This is a genomic window from Micromonospora sp. NPDC005163 (genome assembly GCF_053599835.1).
The window spans coordinates 80,951-103,161 of record NZ_JBSFYP010000009.1; the positions used below are offsets into that span (position 1 = coordinate 80,951).

24 protein-coding genes and 1 riboswitch are annotated in these 22,211 nt (G+C 71.7%); of the genes, 17 read left to right on the forward strand and 7 right to left on the reverse strand.

Going from position 1 to position 22,211, the window contains the following annotated elements; all coding sequences use genetic code 11:
- The first annotated feature begins 207 nt into the window (after nt 1–207).
- The gene (locus ACWD6N_RS09510) at nt 208–801 is read left to right on the forward strand and encodes a hypothetical protein (RefSeq protein ID WP_387327174.1); all 594 of its coding nucleotides are present in this window, start codon (nt 208–210) and stop codon (nt 799–801) included.
- A gap of 108 nt (nt 802–909) precedes the next feature.
- On the opposite strand, the gene ACWD6N_RS09515 is transcribed toward ACWD6N_RS09510, so the two are convergent.
- On the reverse strand, nt 910–1,527 hold the full coding sequence (locus ACWD6N_RS09515; protein WP_354965976.1) for a nucleoside/nucleotide kinase family protein: 618 nt from the start codon (nt 1,525–1,527) through the stop codon (nt 910–912).
- Nucleotides 1,528–1,623: 96 nt separating this feature from the next.
- Here ACWD6N_RS09515 and ACWD6N_RS09520 point away from each other — a divergent pair, with 96 nt between their 5' ends.
- On the forward strand, nt 1,624–2,880 hold the full coding sequence (locus ACWD6N_RS09520; RefSeq protein WP_387327170.1) for an SGNH/GDSL hydrolase family protein: 1,257 nt from the start codon (nt 1,624–1,626) through the stop codon (nt 2,878–2,880).
- A gap of 112 nt (nt 2,881–2,992) precedes the next feature.
- A complete protein-coding gene (locus ACWD6N_RS09525; protein ID WP_354965978.1) occupies nt 2,993–3,856 on the forward strand; it encodes an alpha/beta hydrolase family protein in 864 nt (287 codons plus the stop codon).
- 39 nt (nt 3,857–3,895) lie between these two features.
- On the opposite strand, the gene ACWD6N_RS09530 is transcribed toward ACWD6N_RS09525, so the two are convergent.
- On the reverse strand, nt 3,896–4,066 hold the full coding sequence (locus ACWD6N_RS09530; RefSeq protein WP_354965979.1) for a hypothetical protein: 171 nt from the start codon (nt 4,064–4,066) through the stop codon (nt 3,896–3,898).
- A gap of 196 nt (nt 4,067–4,262) precedes the next feature.
- On the opposite strand from ACWD6N_RS09530, the gene ACWD6N_RS09535 reads away from it, so the two are divergent.
- Together ACWD6N_RS09535 and ACWD6N_RS09540 are read left to right on the forward strand one after the other, a co-directional pair.
- Entirely contained in the window at nt 4,263–4,892 is a 630-nt protein-coding gene (locus tag ACWD6N_RS09535; protein WP_354965980.1) for a hypothetical protein, read from the forward strand.
- A 166-nt stretch (nt 4,893–5,058) separates the two neighbouring features.
- Entirely contained in the window at nt 5,059–5,430 is a 372-nt protein-coding gene (locus ACWD6N_RS09540) for a hypothetical protein (RefSeq protein ID WP_354965981.1), read from the forward strand.
- 54 nt (nt 5,431–5,484) lie between these two features.
- Here the strand turns inward: ACWD6N_RS09540 and ACWD6N_RS09545 are convergent, their stop codons facing one another.
- On the reverse strand, nt 5,485–6,414 hold the full coding sequence (locus ACWD6N_RS09545; RefSeq protein ID WP_354965982.1) for a DUF72 domain-containing protein: 930 nt from the start codon (nt 6,412–6,414) through the stop codon (nt 5,485–5,487).
- A gap of 132 nt (nt 6,415–6,546) precedes the next feature.
- Here ACWD6N_RS09545 and ACWD6N_RS09550 point away from each other — a divergent pair, with 132 nt between their 5' ends.
- The 3 genes from ACWD6N_RS09550 to ACWD6N_RS09560 all read left to right on the forward strand — a co-directional run bounded on the left by ACWD6N_RS09550 (nt 6,547) and on the right by ACWD6N_RS09560 (nt 8,764).
- Nucleotides 6,547–7,050: a DinB family protein gene (locus ACWD6N_RS09550; protein ID WP_354965983.1), complete on the forward strand. Its 504-nt coding sequence runs from the start codon at nt 6,547–6,549 to the stop codon at nt 7,048–7,050.
- A gap of 123 nt (nt 7,051–7,173) precedes the next feature.
- Nucleotides 7,174–7,980 (forward strand): hypothetical protein, encoded by an 807-nt coding sequence (locus ACWD6N_RS09555; protein ID WP_354965984.1) that lies wholly within the window; start codon nt 7,174–7,176, stop codon nt 7,978–7,980.
- Nucleotides 7,981–8,068: 88 nt separating this feature from the next.
- On the forward strand, nt 8,069–8,764 hold the full coding sequence (locus ACWD6N_RS09560; RefSeq protein ID WP_354965985.1) for a Pr6Pr family membrane protein: 696 nt from the start codon (nt 8,069–8,071) through the stop codon (nt 8,762–8,764).
- A gap of 14 nt (nt 8,765–8,778) precedes the next feature.
- On the opposite strand, the gene ACWD6N_RS09565 is transcribed toward ACWD6N_RS09560, so the two are convergent.
- Together ACWD6N_RS09565 and ACWD6N_RS09570 are read right to left on the reverse strand one after the other, a co-directional pair.
- Complete coding sequence (locus ACWD6N_RS09565; RefSeq protein ID WP_354965986.1) at nt 8,779–10,860, reverse strand: amylo-alpha-1,6-glucosidase; 2,082 nt, start codon at nt 10,858–10,860, stop codon at nt 8,779–8,781.
- The gene (locus ACWD6N_RS09570) at nt 10,857–11,246 is read right to left on the reverse strand and encodes an SCP2 sterol-binding domain-containing protein (protein WP_354965987.1); all 390 of its coding nucleotides are present in this window, start codon (nt 11,244–11,246) and stop codon (nt 10,857–10,859) included. The genes ACWD6N_RS09565 and ACWD6N_RS09570 overlap by 4 nt, the downstream gene beginning before the upstream one ends.
- A 67-nt stretch (nt 11,247–11,313) precedes the next feature.
- Here ACWD6N_RS09570 and ACWD6N_RS09575 point away from each other — a divergent pair, with 67 nt between their 5' ends.
- Nucleotides 11,314–11,481 (forward strand): hypothetical protein, encoded by a 168-nt coding sequence (locus ACWD6N_RS09575; protein WP_354965988.1) that lies wholly within the window; start codon nt 11,314–11,316, stop codon nt 11,479–11,481.
- Nucleotides 11,482–11,500: 19 nt separating this feature from the next.
- Here ACWD6N_RS09575 and ACWD6N_RS09580 read toward each other — a convergent pair whose 3' ends face one another.
- Nucleotides 11,501–12,010: a mycothiol transferase gene (locus ACWD6N_RS09580; protein ID WP_354965989.1), complete on the reverse strand. Its 510-nt coding sequence runs from the start codon at nt 12,008–12,010 to the stop codon at nt 11,501–11,503.
- 77 nt (nt 12,011–12,087) lie between these two features.
- Here ACWD6N_RS09580 and ACWD6N_RS09585 point away from each other — a divergent pair, with 77 nt between their 5' ends.
- From ACWD6N_RS09585 to ACWD6N_RS09600, 4 genes are all read left to right on the forward strand, one after another.
- Nucleotides 12,088–12,603: a 2'-5' RNA ligase family protein gene (locus ACWD6N_RS09585; protein ID WP_354965990.1), complete on the forward strand. Its 516-nt coding sequence runs from the start codon at nt 12,088–12,090 to the stop codon at nt 12,601–12,603.
- 183 nt (nt 12,604–12,786) lie between these two features.
- Nucleotides 12,787–15,165 (forward strand): CHAT domain-containing protein, encoded by a 2,379-nt coding sequence (locus ACWD6N_RS09590; protein ID WP_354965991.1) that lies wholly within the window; start codon nt 12,787–12,789, stop codon nt 15,163–15,165.
- A 10-nt stretch (nt 15,166–15,175) separates the two neighbouring features.
- A complete protein-coding gene (locus ACWD6N_RS09595) occupies nt 15,176–15,502 on the forward strand; it encodes a hypothetical protein (protein WP_354965992.1) in 327 nt (108 codons plus the stop codon).
- A gap of 226 nt (nt 15,503–15,728) precedes the next feature.
- Nucleotides 15,729–15,920 carry a hypothetical protein gene (locus ACWD6N_RS09600; protein ID WP_354965993.1) on the forward strand — a complete coding sequence of 64 codons (192 nt, stop codon included), beginning with the start codon at nt 15,729–15,731 and terminating at the stop codon, nt 15,918–15,920.
- 15 nt (nt 15,921–15,935) lie between these two features.
- On the opposite strand, the gene corA is transcribed toward ACWD6N_RS09600, so the two are convergent.
- Nucleotides 15,936–17,066 carry a magnesium/cobalt transporter CorA gene (corA, locus tag ACWD6N_RS09605; protein ID WP_387327160.1) on the reverse strand — a complete coding sequence of 377 codons (1,131 nt, stop codon included), beginning with the start codon at nt 17,064–17,066 and terminating at the stop codon, nt 15,936–15,938.
- Nucleotides 17,067–17,295: 229 nt separating this feature from the next.
- Here corA and ACWD6N_RS09610 point away from each other — a divergent pair, with 229 nt between their 5' ends.
- The 4 genes from ACWD6N_RS09610 to ACWD6N_RS09625 all read left to right on the forward strand — a co-directional run bounded on the left by ACWD6N_RS09610 (nt 17,296) and on the right by ACWD6N_RS09625 (nt 22,177).
- Nucleotides 17,296–19,248: an APC family permease gene (locus ACWD6N_RS09610; protein WP_354965995.1), complete on the forward strand. Its 1,953-nt coding sequence runs from the start codon at nt 17,296–17,298 to the stop codon at nt 19,246–19,248.
- A gap of 86 nt (nt 19,249–19,334) precedes the next feature.
- Nucleotides 19,335–19,446: riboswitch (SAM riboswitch) on the forward strand.
- 268 nt (nt 19,447–19,714) lie between these two features.
- Complete coding sequence (locus ACWD6N_RS09615; RefSeq protein WP_387327157.1) at nt 19,715–20,617, forward strand: ABC transporter substrate-binding protein; 903 nt, start codon at nt 19,715–19,717, stop codon at nt 20,615–20,617.
- 43 nt (nt 20,618–20,660) lie between these two features.
- Nucleotides 20,661–21,437, forward strand: a complete 777-nt coding sequence (locus tag ACWD6N_RS09620; RefSeq protein ID WP_354965997.1) for an amino acid ABC transporter permease — start codon at nt 20,661–20,663, stop codon at nt 21,435–21,437.
- On the forward strand, nt 21,434–22,177 hold the full coding sequence (locus tag ACWD6N_RS09625) for an amino acid ABC transporter ATP-binding protein (protein ID WP_354965998.1): 744 nt from the start codon (nt 21,434–21,436) through the stop codon (nt 22,175–22,177). Before ACWD6N_RS09620 ends, ACWD6N_RS09625 begins: the two co-directional genes overlap by 4 nt.
- The last annotated feature ends 34 nt before the right edge of the window (nt 22,178–22,211 follow it).

The window sequence follows — 22,211 nt, forward strand, 5'->3', positions numbered from 1 at the left end:
CGCAGCGAGCCTAGCCCGAGGCTAGGACAACTCCCGGAGGACCTACGCGACCCGCCGTGCCTCGGGCCGCGGACGTGAGCCAACGAACAGCCCGCAGTGGTCCCGACCGGTCGGCCGGCGGCGGTCGCGGGGCCACGGAGGGGCCGTTCGGTCGGTACGCTGACCGGCGATCGCGCCCGGCACGCGCCGGCGCGGGGCGGGAGCCGCATGGACGAGGACAAGACGACTCGCGACACTTCCCGGCGCGCCATCGGCACGCGGGCCCGACGGTGGCTGCTCGCGGGCACCCTGCTGGCGGGGCTGCTCGCCGCCGTGGCCGTGACCCCCGCGATGGACCCCGCCGACCGCACGTTCGCCGGTCTCTCGGACACGGTCCAGAGCCTGATGTCGGTCATGACGCCGCTCTTCGGCATCCTCCTGGTGCGCGACCTGCGACGGGCGCCCGACGCCGTCCGGGTCATCCCCACGGTGCTCGCGGTGGGGCTGCCGGCCGTCGTCATCGGCGTCGTCGGGGTGCTGATCTGCGCGGCGACGCTCGCTCTCACCCCGGCCGACGTGGCCGACGACCCGTGGCGGCACGTCGGAACGATCGCGGTGGGCAGCGTGCTGGTACAGGTCGTCGCCGGGCTGGTGGGCACCGGGCTGGGCCTGCTGCTGCGGTCGACGGTGGTCGCGTTCCTCGCCACGATCGTCCTGCCGTTGGGTCTGTTCGGGCTGCTGGGCGCGGTGGACGCTCTCCGTCCGGCGCAGGTGTGGCTCACCCCGTTCGGCAGCGTGCGCAACCTGCTCTCGGGGAGATGAGCGTGCTGCGGTGGGCGCAGTGGTTCTGCGTACTGCTGGTGTGGGGTGTCGGTCTGAACGCCGTCGGTGCGGTGGCGCTGAGGCGTCGCGAGCAGCCCGACCGTGCGCTCAGTGCGGCAGCAGACGGGGACGGGTGAGGTTGGTGTTGTCCACGATCGCGTCGACCTGTGAGAGCGGGTCGGCTTCGGCGAGGTAGACGCTTGCGGCGGCAAGGTAGCGGAGGTCGTCCAGCTCGGGGCGGAACGCGAACACACCGTCCACGATGAGCACGGCGTCGGGGGGCGCCTCGGTGACGACGTCGGTGTGCGTGCGCTGCGTGAGTGGGTCGCGCAGGCAGAGCACGCAGGCTCCGGATCCGGCCGGCCCGGCGGGTTCCAGCAGCAGGGCCCGGATCGCCGGCAGGTCGAACGCGTTGCGGTGGTAGCCGGGCCCGGAGGTCCGGTCGTACCGGTGCCGGTCCGACCAGGGGCGTTTGAAGTCGTCCAGGCTGGCGCGCAGCACCTGTCGACCAGTGGCGGCGACGCGCTGGGCCAGCTCGTGTCCGAGGCTGGTCTTGCCGGCGGCGGTCAGGCCGTCGACGCCGACCCGGAGGCGACCGGGTCCGATGGCGAGGATCCGGTCGGTCAGCTCGTCGACCAGCGCGGTCCGGGTGGCCAACGCGGGCGCCGGTAGGGGTTGCTGCCAGGTGGAGACCGAACGGTGCACCGGGGCGGGCGTGTCTTTCATCGAGCGATTTCGCTACGAGCCATTGACGCCCATCGCACGGGGGTGATCTGATCGCGCTCTCAGAGAATCTTTCATCTTTCGATGGAAGGGAGCCCCATGGCCAGGTTCCGGCGTACCGCGCTCGCCGCGGCACTCACGATTGTCACGGCGGCGCTGTCGACCGCCGTCGCGCTGCCCGCCCCCGCGTCCGCCGCGCTCCCCACCGCCGCCGTGGCGCTCGGTGACAGCTTCATCAGCGGCGAGGGCGCCGGGGCGTACACCCCGGTCGTCGACGTCAACGGTGTCGCCCAGGGCTTCCCCGGCTGGACGGCGCCGAACAACAACGCGTTCTTCTGCCACCGTTCGGCGAACGCCTCGTTGAACCAGGCCAACCTGCCGGGCATCCAGAACCGGTTCAACCTGGCCTGCTCCGGCGGGCAGCCACACGACATCGCCAACGCCTCCCAGGCACGGGCCAGCGGCCGTACCGTGGCCTCGCAGCTCAACCAGCTCCGTGCCGTCGCGCAGACCCAGGACATCGACCTGGTGCTGATCGGCCTGGGTTCCAACAACAGCTCGTTCACGTTCGGCAGCGTGGCGGAGAAGTGCGCCAACCGCTTCATCGCCGACGCCTGGACGGGCTGGTGGGAGTTCTGGGCGTACCTGGGCGGCCCGGCGGAGCAGAAGCCGTGCACCGACGCCGACCTGGCCACCGCCGCGCAGCTCAGCGCCGCGACCGCGGAGACCACCGCCGCGGTACGACAGCTGCTGACCACCCTCGACCAGGTGGACGCGGACGGGCAGCACCGGATCGTGTTCCAGGACTACACCAACCCGCTGCCGATGGACCTGAACCCGACGTTCCACACCGAGGACGGCCGGGACGACACCCGGGAGAAGTTCCGTGACCTGGGAGCCGAGCGGTACGCGGCCGGTTGCCCGATCCACCGGGCCAGCCTGATGCCCGGACACCGCTTCTCGCAGGGCCTCGGCACCCTGGTGAAGTCCACCCGGGACACCCTGGCCGCCGAGTTCCCCGCCGCCGACCTGGTCTACCTCAACGTGCAGCGGGCCTTCGACGGCGCGCGGCTCTGTGAGTCGTCGACCAGCCCGACCGGCGCGCTGGCCACCCCGATCCGGCTCCAGGACAGCCCGAACGGCACCTTCGTCACCAGCCTCTCCGGCAAGGACAAGATCGCGATCCAGCGAATCGCCAACACCTGCGTCAGCTACTTCCAGACCTGCCAGGAGTCGTGGCACCCGAACGCCACCGGGCACCAGGTGCTCGGCCAGTGCCTCAGCGGCGCCGCCACCACCAGCGCCCGGGCGGTGGCCTGCGTGCGGGCGAGCAACGGGACGATCTCGGTGTCCTGACCGGAATCGTCCCCGGAGGCCCCGCCATCCGGCGGGGCCTCCGTCGCGTCGGACGAACGGGAGCCGGCAGCGGCGGCTACCCGCCGGTAATGTCGGCCCGTAAGCTGGGCCCGTGAACGGGGACACGGAGTACGCGCAGGAATTCGTCGACGTCGACGGCGGTCGCCTCGGCGTGCAGGTGTATCCGGAGCCGGCCGGTCCGGCGGGTGCGCCGGTGGTGGTGATCTGGCCGGCGATGGGGGTCCGGGCCCGCTACTACCGGCCGTTCGCGGCCGCGCTGCGCGCCGCCGGGCTGGCGGTGGTCGTCGTCGACCTTCGCGGCACCGGGACGAGCACCCCCGCGCCGAGCCGCGCCGACCGGCACGGCTACAGCGAGCTGGCCAGCGACGTCGGCACCGTACTGGCCGCGCTCAAGCCGCGGCTGGACGGGCGTACCCGACTGCTGCTGGGGCACTCGCTCGGCGGGCAGGCCGCACTGCTGCACCTCGCCCTGCACGGTGGTGACTCGGTGGACGGGCTGGCGCTGGTCGCGGTCGGCGTCCCCTACTGGCGAAGCTATCCGGGCCGGCGCGGCCTCGGCGTGCTGCCGTACACCCAGGGGATCGCCGCGACCGCGGCGCTGCTCGGGGTCTGGCCGGGCTGGGGTTTCGGCGGCCGGCAGGCCCGCGGCGTGATCAGAGACTGGGCGTACACCGCGCGGACCGGCCGGTTCCCCCAACTGGACGGCACGGACACCGAGACGGCGGTGCGCGCGGTACGAACACCGGTGCTGGCGGTCAGCGTGGACGACGACCAGTACACACCGCACGAGTCCATGGACCACCTCTGCGCGAAGCTCACCGCGGCGCCGCTGACCCGCGAGCGGTACACAGTGGCCCAGGCCGGCGCGGCGCTGGACCACTTCACCTGGGTCCGCGCGGGCAACCCGCTGGCACAGCGGGTTGCCCGCTTCGCCGGCGAACTGCCGCGCCGCTGAGAGGTGCCGGCCGGCCGTCATGCGGCCCGGCCGGCCCGCTCACTCCTCCTGATCCAGCGGCACCAGGTCGCCGTCGCGCTCCACCCGGACCTCACCGTGGTCCTTGCGCGGCGGCACCTCCGCGGTGCTCTTGTGCGGATCGTTGTCGGGGTGCATGAGCACCGCGTCGGTACTGGCGGTCTTCTCCCGGCTCTCCTCCGGCTGCGACATCCCGTTCCCCTCTCCTCAGCGTCGGTCGAGATCTACCCACCACGGACCGAACGACTCCTGCCGGCGACGAGGCGGCAACCCAGGGCCCGGACGTCCTTGGAGTACCGGATTCGGCGCGGACCGGCCGGCCAGGGACGGGGTTAGCCGCCCGGGCGGCGGGTAAGCCGCAGCGCCCGACACGGCGGAAGGGGATCAGATGTCCGAACGGCATACCGCACTGCGCTCGATGCACGATCTGGGTCTCGCGGCCTGGTTCGGCGGCTCCCTCATGGGAGCGCTCGGCGTTAACGGCGCGGCGGCGAAGATCAGTGACTCCACACAGCGGCTCCCGGTCGCCTCGGCCGGATGGTCCAAATGGACCCCGGTCAACGCGGCCGCCATCGGCGCCCACCTGGCCGGAGCGGTCGGCGAACTGGTGACGGAGAGTCCACGGGTGGCCGGTCAGTCCGGTGTCGCCCGCGCCAGCACCATCAAGACCGCGCTGACGATCGGCGCGCTCGCGGTGACCGGCTACAGCCGGTTGATCGGCATGCGGTTGGAAAAGGCGGGCGCCCCACCGGTGAACGGCGCCACCGAGCCGAACCACCAGACACCGGCCAGAGTTGCCGCCTCGCAGCGGCAGATGAGGCTGCTCCAGTGGGCCATCCCGGCGCTGACCGGGACCCTGGTGGTGGTCACCTCGTACATGGGTGAGCAGCAGAAACCCGGCCAGGTGTTCCGGGGGATGCTCGGCCGGGCCGGCATGCTGATGAGCGCCCCGAAGGGGATGGCGAAGATGGCGGGCATGAACGCCGGCAAGCGGCAGATGGCGATGGCCGGGCGCTGAGCGCCGGGCTGGCCGGCGTCCCGCCGGCACCTCGACGGCGGGGCGCCGGCCGGCTCGGCGCCGCCGTTACGACCGGGCACGGCGGGCGGCCGCGACCGGGCGAGCCGGACGGTCCGGGGAGGGCAATCGTCCGCCGGTAGCGGCGGACCCGACGAGCGGGGTGGCCATGACGGCGCACGAGGGACCCAGTGGCAGCGGCGACCGGTTGGAGCCGGAGGCGGTCGAGCCGTGGAAGGCCGAGGACGGCTTCGACGCCGAGCCGCCCTGGGGCGTGGATGAGCACTCGCCGATGGACGAGGGCAGCGAGGAGACGGCGGTGCCCGAGGGGCAGCGGGGTGATCGCCGCGCCGGCGCCCCGGCGGGTCGGTCCGGCCCGGCCGGCCGGCACGGCTTCGGCTCGGTGGAACCGACCCGTACCACCGAGGCCGGACCCGGCGCGCCCCCGGACCCGGCACCCAGCCGCCGCTCCTTCCCGGACGATGCGGACATCGACGAGCGGGCCCAGGACGCGCTGCGGACCCGAGGCCGGCGCTCCTGACGGCACCACCTGACGTCGCCCGGACCGGGACCCCCGGGCGCCGGCGCCCGACCCTCAGCCGGTCGACGTGGCGCGGGCCGGGACGGTCTGGCGTTCCGGCCCGGCTCCGAGAATGTTCTCGGCGAGCAGTTGCGCCAGCCGGGTGGCGTCGCGCTGTGCCTGACCCGCGCAGCAGTTGTTGAACAGCACGTGCAGCTCGTCGGCCGGGCCGGCCAGCTCGGCCAGCAGCCCGGCCCAGTGCCGCAGCTCCTGCTCGGCGTACGCGTAGCGGAACTTGTCCTGCTTGTCGCCGTCGCGCCAGGCATCGCTGTGGCCGTGGAACCGGACGATCGCCGGCTCCGCCGTGGTGGTCAGGATCGGCGGCACCGATGACGGGTGGCCCTGCGGCATGTCGACGCAGACCAGCGAGAGGTCGCGCGCGCGCAGCAGATCCATCGTGGCCGGTGCCGCCGCTTCGTCGAACCAGGACCCGTGCCGCAGCTCCACGGCGACCCGCCACGGCCGGCATCGCCGCACCAGCTCGGCGATGCGGCGTTCGGCGGCAGCGCCGCGTACCAGCCACGGCGGGAACTGCAGCAGCACGACACCCAGCTTGCCGGCCGCCGCGATCGGATCCAGCGCCGCCCGGAACCGGGACCACAACTCGTCGTACGCCCGCTCCGGCAGGTCGCGGCGACGGATCCGGCTCGGGCCGGCGGCCGGGCGCAGGTCGCGAGGCAGCGCGGTGACCGGCGTCGGGTGACCGGTGAAGAGGCTGAACGCCTTGACGTCGAAGGTGAACTCGGCCGGTGTGGCGTCGACCCAGCCCTGCGTGACCTCCGGGGCGGGGATCGCGTAGTAGGAGGTGTCCACCTCGACCAGTGGGAACCGGCCGGCGTAGTAGGCGAGTCGGCCGGCGGGGGTGTTGGCCGAGCGCGGGTACCACCCGGAGCGCAGCAGCGACTGATCGGCCCAGGACGACGTGCCCACCTTAATCACACCCATGTCATTCAGTGGACCGCTCCGCGCCGGGATCGGCAACCGCTGGCGGCCCGCGCCGCCGTCGTTTCGGATCCGGGATTGTCGGTGCCGACTCCTACGCTGGCGCCGAGCGGACATCGACGGAGAGGTGGCACCATGACCAGCACCGAGCAGCTGACCGGGGAGCGGGCCGACCTGCTGCAGACACTGCGCCGACACCGGGGTTTCCTCCTGCACACCGTCGACGGGCTGACCGACGAACAGGCGTCCACCTGCAGCACGGTCAGCGAGCTCTGCCTCGGCGGCCTCATCAAGCACGTGGCCGGCACCGAGCAACGGTGGATGCTCTTCGCCGTCGGCGGCGCGGAGGCGATGCAACGCGAGGAGATCGACTGGGCGGGCCAGTTCCGGACGACGCAGGGCGAGACCCTTGCCGGGCTCGTCGAGCGGTTCCGGCAGGTTGCCGACCAGACCGACGAGCTGATCGCCACCCTCGACCTGGACGCGGCGCACCCGCTGCCGCAGGCACCCTGGTTCGAGCCGGGGGCGAGCTGGACGGTCCGTCGGGTGCTGCTGCACCTGATCGCCGAGACGTCTCAGCACGCCGGGCACGCCGACATCCTGCGCGAGGCGATCGACGGCACCAAGACCATGGGCTGAGCGGGCCGACCGGCCACCGGCGTTCGCCAGCGGTCCCCGTCGTCCACCTCGCGTGTCACCCCGGTTCCGCCCCGCGCGGGCGGATGTGACACCGCGCAGGTGGGCGGCGCTGAGGGACACGAGATGAACGCAGACCGGATGAACCAGGAGACCGCCGAGCGGCTGCTCGGCGGGTCCGTCGAGCCATCGGCCGGGCCACGACCGGTCGTGCTGCTGCTGACCGCGGCACGCGCCGCGCCGCGCCCCGCGGAGCTGGCCGGTGAGGACGTCGCCGTGCTGGCCTTCCGTCGGGAGCGCCACGGCCGCCTCCGTGGCGAGTCCGCCCAGCAGGCCGGGGAGGGCGTCGCACCGGCCGGTTCCCGACCGACCGCCGGCCGTTCACGCCGCCTCGCCCTGTTCGGCGGCAGGGCCGCCGTGGCGGCCCTCGCCCTGGCCGTTGGCGGCGGGGTGGCGTTGGCGGCCACCAACGGCGCTGCGCCCCGTCCACCGCGCCCGCCCATGGTCACCGTGCCGGCGCTCACCGGTCCACCCGCCGTGCCCGCCCCCGCCACGGGTGGTGGGCAGCTCATATCGGGCGCACCGGACACGAGCGGGCCGGTGCCGCCCACCTCGGTCGCCGCTGAGGTGGCGGGCCTGTGCCGGGCGTACCAGGCGGGCGCCGGGGACGACCACGGCCGGGCCCTCGACAACCCGGCCTTCTCCGGCCTGATCGCCGCCGCCGGTGACCGGCAGCGGGTGGCCGACTACTGCGTGCGGGTCCTGGCCGCCGAGCCGGCGCCGGGCCGGGCGACCGACAAGCGACCAGGGACCACGCCGAGTCGGCGCCCACAGCCGCCCGGCCCCCGGGACAACCGACCCACCGCTGCCGGACCGGACCGCACCCCACCGGGCAACGGCCGGCACTCCCCGCCGGGCGGCCCACCGACCTGACCGGCCGGGACGCCCGCTGGCGACTCCCCCGCCTCGTACGGCTCGTCCAGCTGAGCACGGGTCGCCCGTGGACTGATAACTTGCCCCGATGAGTCTGCGGCGGCGACGCGCGGCGGCGGTCCTGCGCCTGGTGGTGGTGCTCAGCGTGCTGGCCGGGATCGCACTCACCGCGCTCGGCCCGGCCACCCTCACCGGGCTCCTGCCGTACTTCACCATCCAGAGCAACGTCGCGATCGGCGCTCTCGCGGCGTACGCAGGCCTCAGCGCATGGCGGGACCGACCCGATCCACCGTCGGCGCTACGCGGCGCGGTCACGCTCTACATCACCATCACCGGCGTGGTCTACCACCTGGTGCTTGCCAACCCGGCCAGCCCGTTCGCGATGGCCCAGCCGGACCGGGCCGCCGGCGAGGCACTCGGCAACCAGTTGCTGCACACGGTGGTGCCGCTGCTGGCGGTCGCCGACTGGGTGCTCTTCGACCAGCGCGGCCGGCTGCGCCTGCGGTACGCGGCCTGGTGGCTGGCGTTTCCACTGGGCTACCTCGGTTTCGCCCTCCTGCGGGGGCTGGTCGTGCACGGCTACCCGTACCCGTTCCTGGACGCGGGCGAGCTGGGCTACGCCGGGGTGGCGATCAGCGCGCTCTCCTTCGCCGTCGCGTTCTGGCTGCTCGGCCTGCTCTTCGTCGGCATCGACCGCACATTCGCTCGGCGCACCGCCACCCGACCCACACCGACCGTGCACGGTACGCAGGAAGTAGGCGTCACCGCCGACGGCGTGCCCTGATGCACCTTCCGCGATCACCGAAGTCGGCGATGGGCGATGGTCATGGGGGAACGGTCTCCGGCGTACGCGTCGGTGAGACCCCAACGGCCCGGGATGTCCAGCAGCTCGACCCTGCCGAAGCCCGCTGGCAGGGCCGGATTGACCAGAAGGTTGTCGCCGGTGGGCCGCAGCCCCAGCAGGGTGCCCAGCAGCATCAGCAGCGCACCCGAGGACCACGACTGCGGACGACCGGCCGCCGGCAGCTGGACGGGGTACTTCGTGGTGCTGCGCTCGTAGCCGGCGATCAGCTCCGGCACCGCCCCGCCGAGCGTCTGCGCCATGTCGAAGATGCCGGCCGCGATCCGGCCCGCGTGCGTGTCGAAGCGGTAATGCCGCAACCCCGCCGCGATCAGGGCGTTGTCCGACGGCCACACCGCCCCCAGGTGTGAGCCCACCGGGTTGTACGGCTGCTGCCCGGTGGCGAAGGTGCGCACCCCCCAGCCGCTGAACAGTCGCGGGCCGAGCAGGTGCTCGGCGACCGCCTCGGCGCGGTCGTCCGCGACGATCCCGCTCCACAGCAGGTGCCCGATGTTGGATGACAGCGCGTCGGTCGGCTCGCCGTACGGGTCCAGCGCCAACGCGTAGTACTCCCGTTCCGGCAACCAGAAGTCCCGGTTGAACCGGTCCTTCAGCTCGGCCGCCTCCCGCTCCAGCCGGTCGGCGTACCCGGGGTCACCCCAGAATTCCCGGGCCAGCCGCGCGCCGCGCCGTTTCGCGTCGTAGGCGTAGCCCTGCAACTCGCAGGTGGCCCGGGGAAGCGCCGGTTGCCGGCCACAGGCGTCGGTGATCGCGTCCGGGGAGTTCTTCCAACACTGGTTGATCAGGCCGTGCCGCTCGTTGCGGCGCTGGTAGCGCATGTACCCGTCGCCGGTCAGGTCGCCGTACTCGTCGATCCAGTCCAGGGCCATCCGGGTCGGGTGGCGCAGCTCGCGGACCAGGTCCACGTCGCCGGACCAGCGCTCGTACTCGTCGAGCAGGACGACGAACAGCGGAGTGGTGTCCGCCGCGCCGTAGTACAGCGCGTCCGGCCGGTCGGCGAACGCGGCCGACTCGCCGTAGCGGAGCTGGGCGACAATCTTGCCCGGCTCCTCCTCGTGCTCGTCGTCGAGCTGGCCGCCCTGCAACAGCGCCAGCAACCGCAGCGTCGCGGGGGTCAGCTCGGGGGTGAACGCCATGGTCTGCAGGCAGGTGAAGATGCTGTCCCGCCCGCAGAGCCCCATCGCCCAGGGCAGGCCGCCGACCGGCACCCGGGTGTCGTGCGCCAGCGGCAGGTAGCGCAGCGCCGCCAGGTCGGCCAGGCTGCCCCGGTAGGTCTTCTCCAAGCCGTCCCGTTCGGCCACCAACTGTGGGGCACGGTCCATCCAGGCCGCCAGCTCCTCACGCATCCCTCCGTGTACGTGCTCCCGGTGTGACTCCAGGTCCTTGCGCAGGTCCCGGCCGCCCTCGCCCTGGATGTTCATGGTGACGTGCAGGTCGGTCTCCCACTTCCCCTCGGGCTCGATCCGGATCCGGAACGTCATTCCCCGCTCGTCGACGTCGGCGGGAGCCGTGCTGCTGATGGTGGTTGCGCGGACGAACCGCTCCCGCTCGTACCGCAGCACGAGCTGCCCGCGCGCGGAGTCGGCGGCGACGCCGACGTCCCGTCGCCGCAGCTCCAGGCCCTGAGCGACGTCGGCCAGGTCGGCCAGGTCGGCGAAGTCGTTGCCCATGTCCATCCGCACGGTGAACTCGGCCGGCTCCGCCGAGTGGTTCAGCAACGTGATGCGCTCGTTGAAGCTGTCGTTGATCGAGCGGTGCCGGATGACCGACACGTCGGCGTCGACGTAGTGACTCGCCGCGCCCGGGACCAGGAAGAACCGGGTCTCGAAGTACGTCATGTCGTCGCGGGAGAGCACGTTCAGCTCTTCCCCGCCGACCTTGAGCACCCAGCGCGACAGGAAGCGGGTGTCGAACGAGAAGAGCCCGACCGGACTTCCCGGGTCCTCCGCCACGTCGCCCTGCCCGTCGCTGATCGCGAAGGCGTTGCCCGCGATCACGTGCACCCGTTCGCGGCTCACTGTCGCCCCTTCCGCCCGGCCATCGCGGCCCGACCCAGCTCGCGCGGATGGCGGGCACCGGCCGGCCCGGGGAAGATGCGCCGCAGCAGCAGCAGCAGCTGCAGGTTTCCCTGCACGGTCAGCTCGTTGCGCAGCAGCGCCGTCGCCACGTGGGTCTCCCCGCTCGCCAACCGGTCGAAGACCGCCGGGTCGGCGCGGATGACCAGGTCCGCGTCGTCGCTCGACTGGGTCACCCGCACGTGCTGGTCGGCGACGGTCAGGTACCAGTGCTCGGTGCGGCCGTCCTCGCGCGCGTCCAGCCGGAGTGTCCCGGAGGTCGTCTCCGGCAGGTCGGTACGCCGGCCGGAGTCCAGCTGTCGCAGGTATTCCGCCACCGTCACACCCATCACGTCCCCTCCTTCGCTTCCCCGCAGGATCCCCCGCAACGGGGTGAGGCCGGCTCACCCGGACCGGGTGACGACCACACCGGCGCGACTCCGGGCAGCGGCCGCACGGCACATCGTGCCGCTGCCGGCCGGGATGGATCCGGTGGACGCCGCGCCACTGACCGACGCCGGGCTCACCCCGTACCGGCAGATGCGCGATGGCACGCTGGACGGCCGGGCCGTGATCGTGCCCTGAGCCCGGCGGTCGCCGCCGGTCAGTCGGCTCCGATCAGGCCGCGGACATAGCTGGCCTGGCCGACGTGTTGCAGGTCGTCGTGGGCGACGCTGACCAGCCGGACGCCGAGGGTGACCGGTGGATCCCACGCCTCGTCGACCACGCGGTCCAGGTCCGCCGGGCGCAGACCGGCCAGGAACGGGCGGGTCCGCCCCGAGACCGCCTCGTAGTAGTCGATCAGCGCCTGCGCGCTCTCCGGCCGCACCGCGGCGACCTGCGCGGGCGAGTGGCCGTAGCCGGTGTCGTCCGGGTCGGCGGTGAGCCCGAACCGGCCCGCCCAGTCGCCACTGACCCAGATCTGGTCGGTGTCGAGCAGGTCGGCGACGTGATCGTCCTGGATGCGGGTCAGGTGCCAGACCAGCCAGCCGATCGTGTTGGCGCCGAGACCGGGCGCCCGATGCAGCTGCTCGGGGGTGAGGCCGTCGACCGCCGCGCGGACGAGGTCGGGCAGGCGGTCGTACGCCTCGGTCAGCAGATCACTCACGTCCACGGGTCACGCCTCCTGGTCTGTTTCCGATCAGGTACCGCCTGAGTCGTCGGGCAAACCTCTGCCGTTACGGTGATCAGGTGGTCGCCGCGTTGGAGCTGTATCTGGATCCGGACGCCACCCGGCGGATCCGGGTGCTCTGGGACGCGCTGGAGGCCGAGGGCGTGCAGAGCATGCGTTCGCTGTTGGAGCAGCGCCACCGCCCGCACGTCTCGCTCGCGGTGGCGCCCCGCTTCGACCCCGAGCAGGTCGCCGCGGCGCTGCGCGGCACGGTCGTGGCCGCACCGCTGCGGCTCGACTTCCAGCACGCCGGCCAGTTCGTCGGCCGGGTGCTGTGGCTCGGCCCGACGGTCACCCCGGAGCTGCTGGCGCACCACCGGCTGGTGCACGACCGGCTGGCCGCTGCCGGCATCACCCTGGTCGAGCACTACCAGCCGGGACGCTGGGTTCCGCACTGCACGCTCTCCATGCGCGTACCGAACGTGCTGATGGCCGCCGCGGTGCGCCGCTGCCTGGAGGTGCTGCCGGTTGCCGCGACCGTGGTCGGCGCGGCGCTCACCGACCACGCCCGCGGCATCGCCCACCCGCTGCCCTGACCCCGCTGCCACAAGCCACCGGCGCACCGGCGTTGGAGACACGAGCCCTCTGCAATCCGTCGGGGCCCAACTGACCGAAGCCGGACAGTCTGGCATCGCTGTTTCCCATGGGTGGCAACATCGGGCTTCCTGTACGCCCACATTCCTCAATATCCCGCGCGGACAACGCAGCCCGGAGGGCAGATGTCCTGGGTCCCGACCGCACTCGCCCGCACCGTCAGGCGCGCGGAACGTATTGCCTGTGTCGCTGTGCCCGAAATCGGCTCATCGTCCAACGAGGCCAGCCGCGCGGTCGCCGAGAAGCTGGACGCTCACCTCAACGACAAAGACGGAAATGCGCGAGTCGACAACGCCCCCGCGTTCCAACTTCTGAGCTATCTCGAGGCGCTCACCGCTCTGGACCGCGGGGACCACCACAAGGCCGTGTTGGGGTTGTTTCCCACTGCGGCGGCGCGATACGTGGAGCGCGGTTTCGGCAGTGGCAACGGGCGGCCGGATCCGTTGCTCGCCAACGCGCTCTTCCTATTCGGGCGCGAATACCTTCGTTACGCCCAGTGGTCGCTCTCAGGGGAGTTCTTCTACCACGCGACCACCGCGACCAACAAACCCGAGCTCGCGAGCCGCAATGCGACATTGGCGTTGATCTGCCTCTACAATTCCGACGATCCGGGGACCTACCGAGAGCTGCGATCTCAGATGGACGAGGCGGCGGAAATCAACGAGGCCCTGCGCCGCGTCATCGCCGCCATGGACATCATTCAGATGGGCGATCAACTGCCGAGCGACCTTGACTGGTTCATGCCGTTGTGGAACTTTGGCAGGCTGGCCGGGTCGCTGATCACCGAACGGGCCATCATGGCTCTCAACGACGCGGGCCGCCATGAAGAGGCGCTGGTCCACTGCGACATCACCCAGGAAATCCTGGCGGACACTCCCTCCGAGCAGTGGATACACGCAGCGATTCGGCAGCAGCGCGCGCGGGCGCTCTACGGGACAGGTACTGTTGAGGAGTCGCTGAGCGAGGCCCTGGCAGCGTGGGACCTTTCGGAGGACCTCCGTTATGGAGCCTGTGATCATCCTCTGCGCGAGTCGATGTGGATGCGCTACCTGCCGGCCCGCCAGATCGCGCTGGGCTGCGCGGTGCGGAAAGGCAAGCCGGAATTGGTCGCCGCGTTCATCGAAAAGGACCGTCTCCGCGCCTCGCTCGCCGCGACACTTGAGACGGTCAGCTCGCCCGGTCCGGTGACCGAGGTCAAGGCGACGAGCCCGGCAGGGTCGGGTGAGGCGTCCGCCGCCGGTCCATCGGAGAGCACGGCACCGGCTGCGTTCTTCTCGGCGCTCGAGGACGCCATGAACGCCACGACGCTGGTCCCGCCAGCCGCCGCAGGCGGACATCACTTCCAGGACAGCGTGCCGTGGTGGTTCGGCATCTCCCGATACGGATCATCCGTCTACTGGTCCGTACTGCAGCACGGCGTTCCCCTCGAATGTGGCGTGATCGACCTGACCAGCGACCACAGTCTCAACGATGTGCTCCTCGGCATCGACGCAGATGTGGGAGGGTTCGCCTTCGGCGTCACGTCGGACGGTGCTCCACCAACCTTCGACCCGATACACCACCTCTCCGAATGGGGGACCGCCGACGAACGGATCGCGTCGTTGTCGCTCGGCCGCCTGCTGCCACCGTCCCTCGTCACGGCAATGACGGCGGCGTCCGTCGAGCAACCCGTTGAGCTCGTCATCGCGGCCGGGTCGGGGCTGAGCGGCGTCCCGTGGCCGATCGCGCAGGTCGGCGGAACGGATCGCGACGGGTTCCGGCTCGTGGAACGGGCACGCATCCGACACTCGATCTCGCAGCAGGTCGACGAGCGACGCGCGACCCAATCGCCGAGCGCGCCACTCGACCTCCTCGTGGCTGTCGATGACCCGCAGGGCGATCTCAGCGGATCAAGCGCTTTCCTCGCCTCCAACGCACGCCAATACTTCGGAGCCACGTCCGTCCCTCGCAGCGACGCCAAGGCGGCGCTGCGGGAAGCACTACATGAGGAGTGCGCCGGGCATCCGCCTGGAATTTTCTACTACCGTGGGCACGCCCACTCCTGGAGCGACCCCGCGCGCGCATGCCTCGACCTACCAAAATCGCTCGAACCAGGGGAAGACTCTCTCGCGATCTACGCCGGCGAGTTCTTCGGCCGCTTCGAGGATGGCAGCGCGTACCTGCCTCTGCCATCCCGTGTCGTGCTGTCCTGCTGTTCGAGCGCAGGGCGGTCACTGTTCGGCGGCGAAGCGGTGGGCCTGGCCGCGGCCTGCATTCTCGGAGGCGGGGCACGCGAGGTCGTCGCGACCGGATACGACATTCCGGACAGCTCCTTCGCGACAGCCTTTGACGACCTTCTCGCGGAGGCGATGACCTGTCCGCTCCCCCATGACCTTGCGCTGCGACGACTTCAGCTGCGGATGTACGACGAGTGGCGGATCTTCTCCGTCCGTGGCGGTGTCACCTCGGACGAGGACATCACTCATCCACACCCCATGGTCTGGGCGATGTATCAGGCGATCTAGGGAGCGAAACATGATCTACCTTTGCGTGCCGTCGGAGTTGGCGAGCGAGCTGGTCACGTCCGGGGCTGCCCGCCAGAGGCCCAAGCCGAGGGGCAGCATCGTCGAACTCATCGTGACGGGCGCCACCGGCGCGGCGACATTCGTCTCGCTCCTGCAGGGACCAGAAACTGTGCTGCGGATCGCCCGCGCGTTCCGCGCTGTCGCGCTGAAGCGGCCGGACAAGCGGATCGAAGTTCACATCAAGGGGCCGAAGGGCGAAGTGCATCTTTTTGACTGCGACCGCGACACCCCACTCGAGGAACTGGCCGCACTCGTCAAGAGGGATCTCCTGGGCTGACCGTGGTTCTGCCGGGCCTCGGGGCGGGCGCAGCCGCACCACTGGTGAGCCTCCCCCCGGGGCGGCGAGAGTCGGGAAATTGAAAACCAGGGGTACGGACGAGCCCGGGCGTGGGATGGTGCGAGATGGCTGCTGTACCGGTGGAGATCTGCCCGCACGCGGGCGGCCCGGCCGGAGGCGCGGGCGCACGTCGCGCCGCCCGGGGCGGCTTCGACGAGGAGAGGCAGTGCCCATGCAGGCTCAGCGCAGGCCACCGCGTACGGAGCGGAACCAGACCCGGGACGACCAGACCGGCGGCGGCATGACCGGAGCGGCCACGCCCCTGACCATCTGGGCCGCCGCCGTGCTGCTCGGCCGGATCAGTGCCGGCGACGACGACAGCGAGGACGAACGGCACATCCTGCGCGGCATCGAGTGACCCTCGCCGGTCCGGTCACAGCCAGCCGCGCCGCTTGAAGATCAGGTAGAGGCTGCCGCAGACCAGGGCCATCAGCAGGAGCGCGAACAGGTAGCCGTAGCGCCAGTTCAGCTCCGGCATGTGCGCGAAGTTCATCCCGTACACCGTGCCGATGAGCGTGGGGGCGAACAGGATCGCCGCCCACGAGGAGACCTTCTTCAGCTCCTCGTTCTGCGCGTAGCTGGCCGCGGTGAGACTGCGCATCTCCTCGTTCTGCTGCTGCGAGACGAGGGTGGCGTTGACGGTGAGGATGTTCTGCAGCAGATGCCGGAAGCCGTCCACCCGCTCCACCACCTGGGTGAGGTGGTCCGTCACGTCCCGCAGGTAGCGGCGCAGTTCCTCGTCGGTGCCGTAACTGCCGGCGCCGGCCGCCAGCGCGTCGAGCACGGCGAGCAGCGGACGGGCGGCCCGCTGGAACTGGATGACCTCGCGGCTGAGCCCGTAGATGCGCCGGCTGGCGTTCGGGTCGCCGCCGAAGACCTCGGTCTCGATCTCGTCGATGTCGTTCTCCAACCCGGCCACCACCGGTGCGTACCCGTCGACCACCTGGTCGAGGATCGCGTACAGGATCACCTCCGGGCCCTGGGCGAGCATCTGCGCGTCCGCCTCCAGCCGCCGCCGCACCGCGGCCAGGTCCGGTGCCTCACCGTGCCGGACGGTGACCACGAACCCGGGCCCGATGAACAGGTGCAGCTCGGAGAACTCGACCTCTTCCCGCAGGTCGTCGTAACGGGCGGCGCGCAGCACCACGAAGAGCGTGTGCCCGTACCGTTCCAGCTTGGGCCGTTGGTGGGCGTTGATCGCGTCCTCCACCGCCAGGTCGTGCAGCCGGAACTCCCGGGCCAGCGAGGTGATCTGGTCGATGTCGGGCCGGTACAACCCGATCCAGGCCATCGCGTCGCTCTGCTCCTGCAGGCAGCGGTACGTCTCGGCGAGGCCGCCCGGCGACGCGAACCGGTGCCCGCGGATGTAGACGGCACTGTCCACCAGGCCGCCGGTGGGCGGCGTGGGCGGCTCTACCCGCGGCGGCTGGCCGACGCGGACCTCGTGCTCGTCGAGCCGGCGGCCGAAGCCACCGCCCGGGCGGAACCGACGGCCGCCGACCATGACCCGCTCCCTCCCCGGACGCACCAACCGGCGACTGCCCGAACCGCCCGGGGCATGTTCGGGGCGGGACGCCGGGAGGCGCTGCTTCCCCCGTGACCACGACCCGAAACCCCGCGACGCGCCGTCCGCCCGGGTGCCCGGGCGGGCGAGTTCCCCGCACTGGCGGACTGGCCCGGGTCCGCTGGCGGATACTCGCGGTGACCGTGGGCGGACGACGGGGGAAGCGCCGATGGAGGTCGACAGGCGCGCCGGCCGCCGGGCCGGTCGACTGCGGGCCTGGCTGATCGACGGCGGTTCGGAGCAGGCGGCGCAGCGGCACGGCCCGCACGGGCGCCCGCCGGAACATCGCCACCACTCGTGGTGGAAGGTGATGTGCCTGACCGGCGTCGACTACTTCTCGACGCTCGGCTACCAACCGGGCATCGCCGCGCTGGCCGCCGGCGCGCTCTCCCCGGTGGCGACCCTGGTGCTGGTGCTGGTGACCCTGCTGGGTGCGCTGCCGGTCTACCGGCGGGTGGCGGTGGAGAGCCCGCACGGCGAGGGCTCCATCGCGATGCTGGTACGCCTGCTGAGCTACTGGCCGGGCAAGCTGTTCGTGCTGGTGCTGCTCGGTTTCGCGGCCACCGACTTCATCATCACCATCACCCTCTCGGCGGCCGACGCGACCGCGCACATCGACGAGAACCCGTTCTGGCCCAGCGCGCTCAGGGGACACGAGGTCCTGGTCACGCTGCTGCTGGTGGCGCTGCTCGGCGCGGTGTTCCTCAAGGGGTTCGGTGAGGCCATCGGGATCGCCGTCGTCCTGGTCGCGGTCTACCTGGCACTGAACGCGGTGGTGATCGCCGACGGTCTGTGGCGGGTGGTGACGCACCCGAGCGCGGTCGCGGACTGGACCAGCGCGCTGACCACCAGCCACGGGGATCCCCTGCTGGTGATCGGGTTCTCGCTGCTGGTGTTCCCGAAGTTGGCGCTGGGCCTGTCCGGCTTCGAGACCGGGGTGGCGGTCATGCCGCACATCCGCGGGGACCGGCGGGACTCGGAGGACCGCCCGCTGGGCCGCATCCGCGGCGCCCGCCGGCTGCTCACCACCGCGGCCGCGATCATGAGTGTCTTCCTGATCACCAGCAGCGTGACCACCGCCGTCCTGATCCCGCCCGAGGCGTTCCAGCCGGGCGGGCCGGCGAACGGCCGGGCGCTGTCCTACCTGGCGCACGAGAACCTCGGTGAGGTGTTCGGCACGGTCTACGACCTGTCCACCATCGGCATCCTCTGGTTCGCGGGGGCCTCGGCGATGGCCGGGCTGCTCAACCTCGTACCCCGCTACCTGCCCCGCTACGGCATGGCGCCGACCTGGGCCCGGGCCGTACGGCCACTGGTGCTGGTCTTCACCGGGGTGGCGTTTCTGATCACGGTCGCCTTCGGGGCGAGCGTGGACGCGCAGGGCGGCGCGTATGCCACCGGGGTCCTGGTGTTGATCACCTCGGCGGCGACGGCGGTGACCCTCGCGGCGCGGCGGCGGCGCCAGCGTGGCCGGACGGTCGCGTTCGGGATCATCGCGATCGCCTTCGTCTACACCACCGCGGCGAACGTGGTGGAACGTCCCGACGGCGTGAAGATCGCGGCCTGCTTCATCGGCGGGATGATCGTGGTGTCGCTGCTGTCCCGGTTGTTCCGCGCCTTCGAGTTGCGGGTCGACCGGGTGGAGCTGGACGCCGAGGCCACCCGGTTGATCGACGAGTGCAGCGGGCGCCGCGTCCGCCTCATCGCGCACGAGCCGGCCACCCGGGACCGTGCGGAGTACCGCGACAAGCTCGCCCAGACCGTGGCGGACAACGACTTCCCGGCCGACAGCGCGGTGATCTTCGTCGAGGTGACGGTGACCGACCCGTCGGACTTCGAGACCGAGCTGCTGATCCGTGGCAGCGTGGAGCACGACCGGTACCCGGTGCTGAGCCTCGCCAGTTCCGCGGTGCCCAGCGCGGTGGCCGCCCTGCTGCTGGATATCCGCGACCGGGCGGGGCGGTGCCCGCACATCTACTTCGAGTGGACCGAGGGCAACCCGGGCGGCAACTTGCTGCGCTACCTGGCGTTCGGCCACGGCGAGATCGCCCCGGTCACCCGGGAGATCCTGCGCCGCCAGGAACCCGACCCGCGCCGCCGTCCGCACGTGCACGCCAGCTGACCTGCCGACCGGACGCCAGTCGCGGACGGTGAGCGTGGTCATAACGACTGGACGATCCGCCTCCCCGGGCTGCTAGCCTCGGCGCAGGTCATGAGCGCCAGCGCGAAGCCCCGGCTCGCTGGCCGGCAACCCTCCTCCGCGGTGGGGTGCCCCGGGTGAAGACCAGGCACCGGCACGACGTCGGTGCAAGCGTGGCCTGGCACCCAGGTCAGCACAGACCCGGGAGAGCCATGCGCATCCTCAGCACCACACCATCAGCCGACGCCGCGGATTCCCGCACCGGCTGGCCGACACCGGCACTGACCCGCAGGCGGCACGTGGACCTGATGCGGGTGTGCAGCGCCGCCTGTCGCGGCCGCGCGTACTAGCGCACCCCTTCCCGAACCCATCCCAGCGGTACGCCCACCGGGCGCACCGTCGGCGGCGCACATCTGCGTCCGCCGCTGCGCAAACTTCGGAGACACCTGTGCGATTCCTTCCTGCCCTGACCCGCGCCGCGGCCCTCGGCGCGTCCACGATCCTGGCCGCCACCGCGCTCACCGCGTGCGGCGACGACACCTCGTCCGACGCCGCCGCCAACCCGTACGGTCTGGCGCAGCCGGGCGTGCTGCGCGCCGGCACGCTGACCGACGCGCCACCGAACGTGTACCTCAAGGACGGCAAGTTCACCGGCTTCGACAACGACCTGCTGACCGCAGTGGCCAGCAAGCTCGGCCTGAAGGTGGAGTTCGTCGGCACCGACTTCTCCGCGCTGCTCTCCCAGGTCAACAACCACAAGTTCGACGTCGGCAGCTCCTCGATCACCATCACCGAGGCGCGCAAGAAGACGGTCGACTTCGGCAACGGCTACGACTTCGGCTACTTCGGCCTGGACGTGCCGGCCGGCTCGCCGATCACCGGCTTCGACCAGCTCGCCGGCAAGCGGGTCGTGGTGGTGCAGGGCACCGTCCAGGACGACTACGCCACCGGCGAGCAGCTCAACCCGGTCCGGGTGCCGGACTACAACGGCGCGATCAACCAGCTCAAGGCGGGCACCGCCGACGCGTGGATCGCCCCGGCCGAGATCGGCGAGACGTCGGCGGCCGACAGCAACGGCAAGATCACTGTGGCGGCCAAGCAGCTCAGCCCGGCACCGACCGCGTACGCCGTCGCCAAGGGCGGCGACAAACTGCGGGAGGCGCTGAACAAGGGCCTCGACGAGGTGATCGCGGACGGCACCTGGAGCCGGTTGCAGGCGCAGTACTACCCGGGTCGGCCCGTACCGGCGGACTTCCGCCCGGGCAGCGGCACGGTGACCGTGCCGGCCGCACCGTCGGCGTCGGCGTCGGCGTCGGCGTCGGCGTCGGCGTCGGCGTCGGCCGCGTCCTGAGACACCCGGTGACGAGCGAGCGGGGCGGTAGGAGAGGCGACCAATGGATCCGTTGAGCACCCTGTGGGAGACCTTCTTCGACTGGGACGCGATGCGCGAGGCGCTGCCCGAGATGCTGACCGTCGGGTTGCCCAACACGCTGATCCTGGCGGTCTCCGCCGCCCTGCTCGGCTCGGTGCTGGGCCTGCTGCTGGCCGTCGCCGGCATCTCCCGCAGCCGGTGGCTGCGCTGGCCGGCGCGGGTCTACACCGACGTGTTCCGGGGGCTGCCGGCCGCGGCGACGATCCTGCTGATCGGCGTCGGGCTCGCGCCGCTGGGCATGCAGGTCTGGGGACCTGACCCCTACCCGCTGGGCATTCTGGCGCTGTCGCTGATCGCGGCGGCGTACATCGGGGAGATCTTCCGCTCCGGCATCCAGTCGGTGGAGGCCGCACAGTTGGAGGGAGCCCGGGCGCTCGGTTTCTCCTGGGGCGAGGCGATGCGGATGGTGATCATTCCGCAGGGCATCCGGCGGGTGCTCCCGGCCTGGGTGAACCAGCTCATCGCGCTGATCAAGGACTCCAGCCTCGTCTACTTCCTCGGCCTGGTGGCCAGCCAGCGGGAGCTGTTCCGGATCGGGCAGGACTACGCGGCCACCACCGGCAACGAGTCCGCGCTGCTGCTGGCCGGGCTCTGCTACCTGGCGCTGACCGTTCCGCTGACGCACGCGGTCAACTGGATCGACCGGCGGCTGCGCCACGGCCGGCCGGCCACCGCGCCGGCCGACGAGGACGACACCGAGTCGGCGCTGACCGGCGCGACGGAAGGGGACCGGCGATGACCGCCAGCACGACCACCTCGGTCAGCCTCGACGTACGCGACGTGCACCTCGCGTTCGGACCGAACCGGGTGCTGCGCGGCGTCGACCTGGCCGTGCCACGGGGCGCGACGGCCTGCGTGATCGGGCCGTCCGGGTCGGGCAAGTCCACTCTGCTGCGCACCATCAACCGGCTGATCGAGCCGGACCGCGGCGACGTGCTGCTGGACGGGCGCAGCGTGCTACGCGACGACCCGGACGCGCTGCGGCAGCGGGTGGGCATGGTCTTCCAGCAGTTCAACCTCTTCCCGCACATGAGCGTGGTGCGCAACGTCACCCTGGCGTTGCGCCGGCTGCGCAAGCTCGGGGAGGACGAGGCGGAGGCCGTCGCGCGGGCCCAGCTGGAGCTGGTGGGGCTGGCCGGCAAGGCCGACGCCCGGCCGGCGCAACTCTCCGGCGGCCAGCAGCAGCGGGTGGCGATCGCCCGGGCGCTGGCCCTGCGGCCGGAGGTGATGCTCTTCGACGAGGCCACCTCGGCGCTCGACCCGGAGCTGGTCAAGGGGGTGCTCGGGGTGATGGCCGACCTGTCCGCCGGGGGCATGACCATGGTGGTGGTCACCCACGAAATGGGCTTCGCCCGGCAGGTCGCCGACACCGTGGCCTTCATGGACCGGGGCGTGGTGCTGGAGTCGGGGCCGCCGGAGGCGATCTTCGAGCGGGCCGAGCATCCCCGGCTGCGCCGGTTCCTCGCCCAGGTGCTCTGAACCGTTAGGAAGGGGCCCTTCCTATACACGAGGC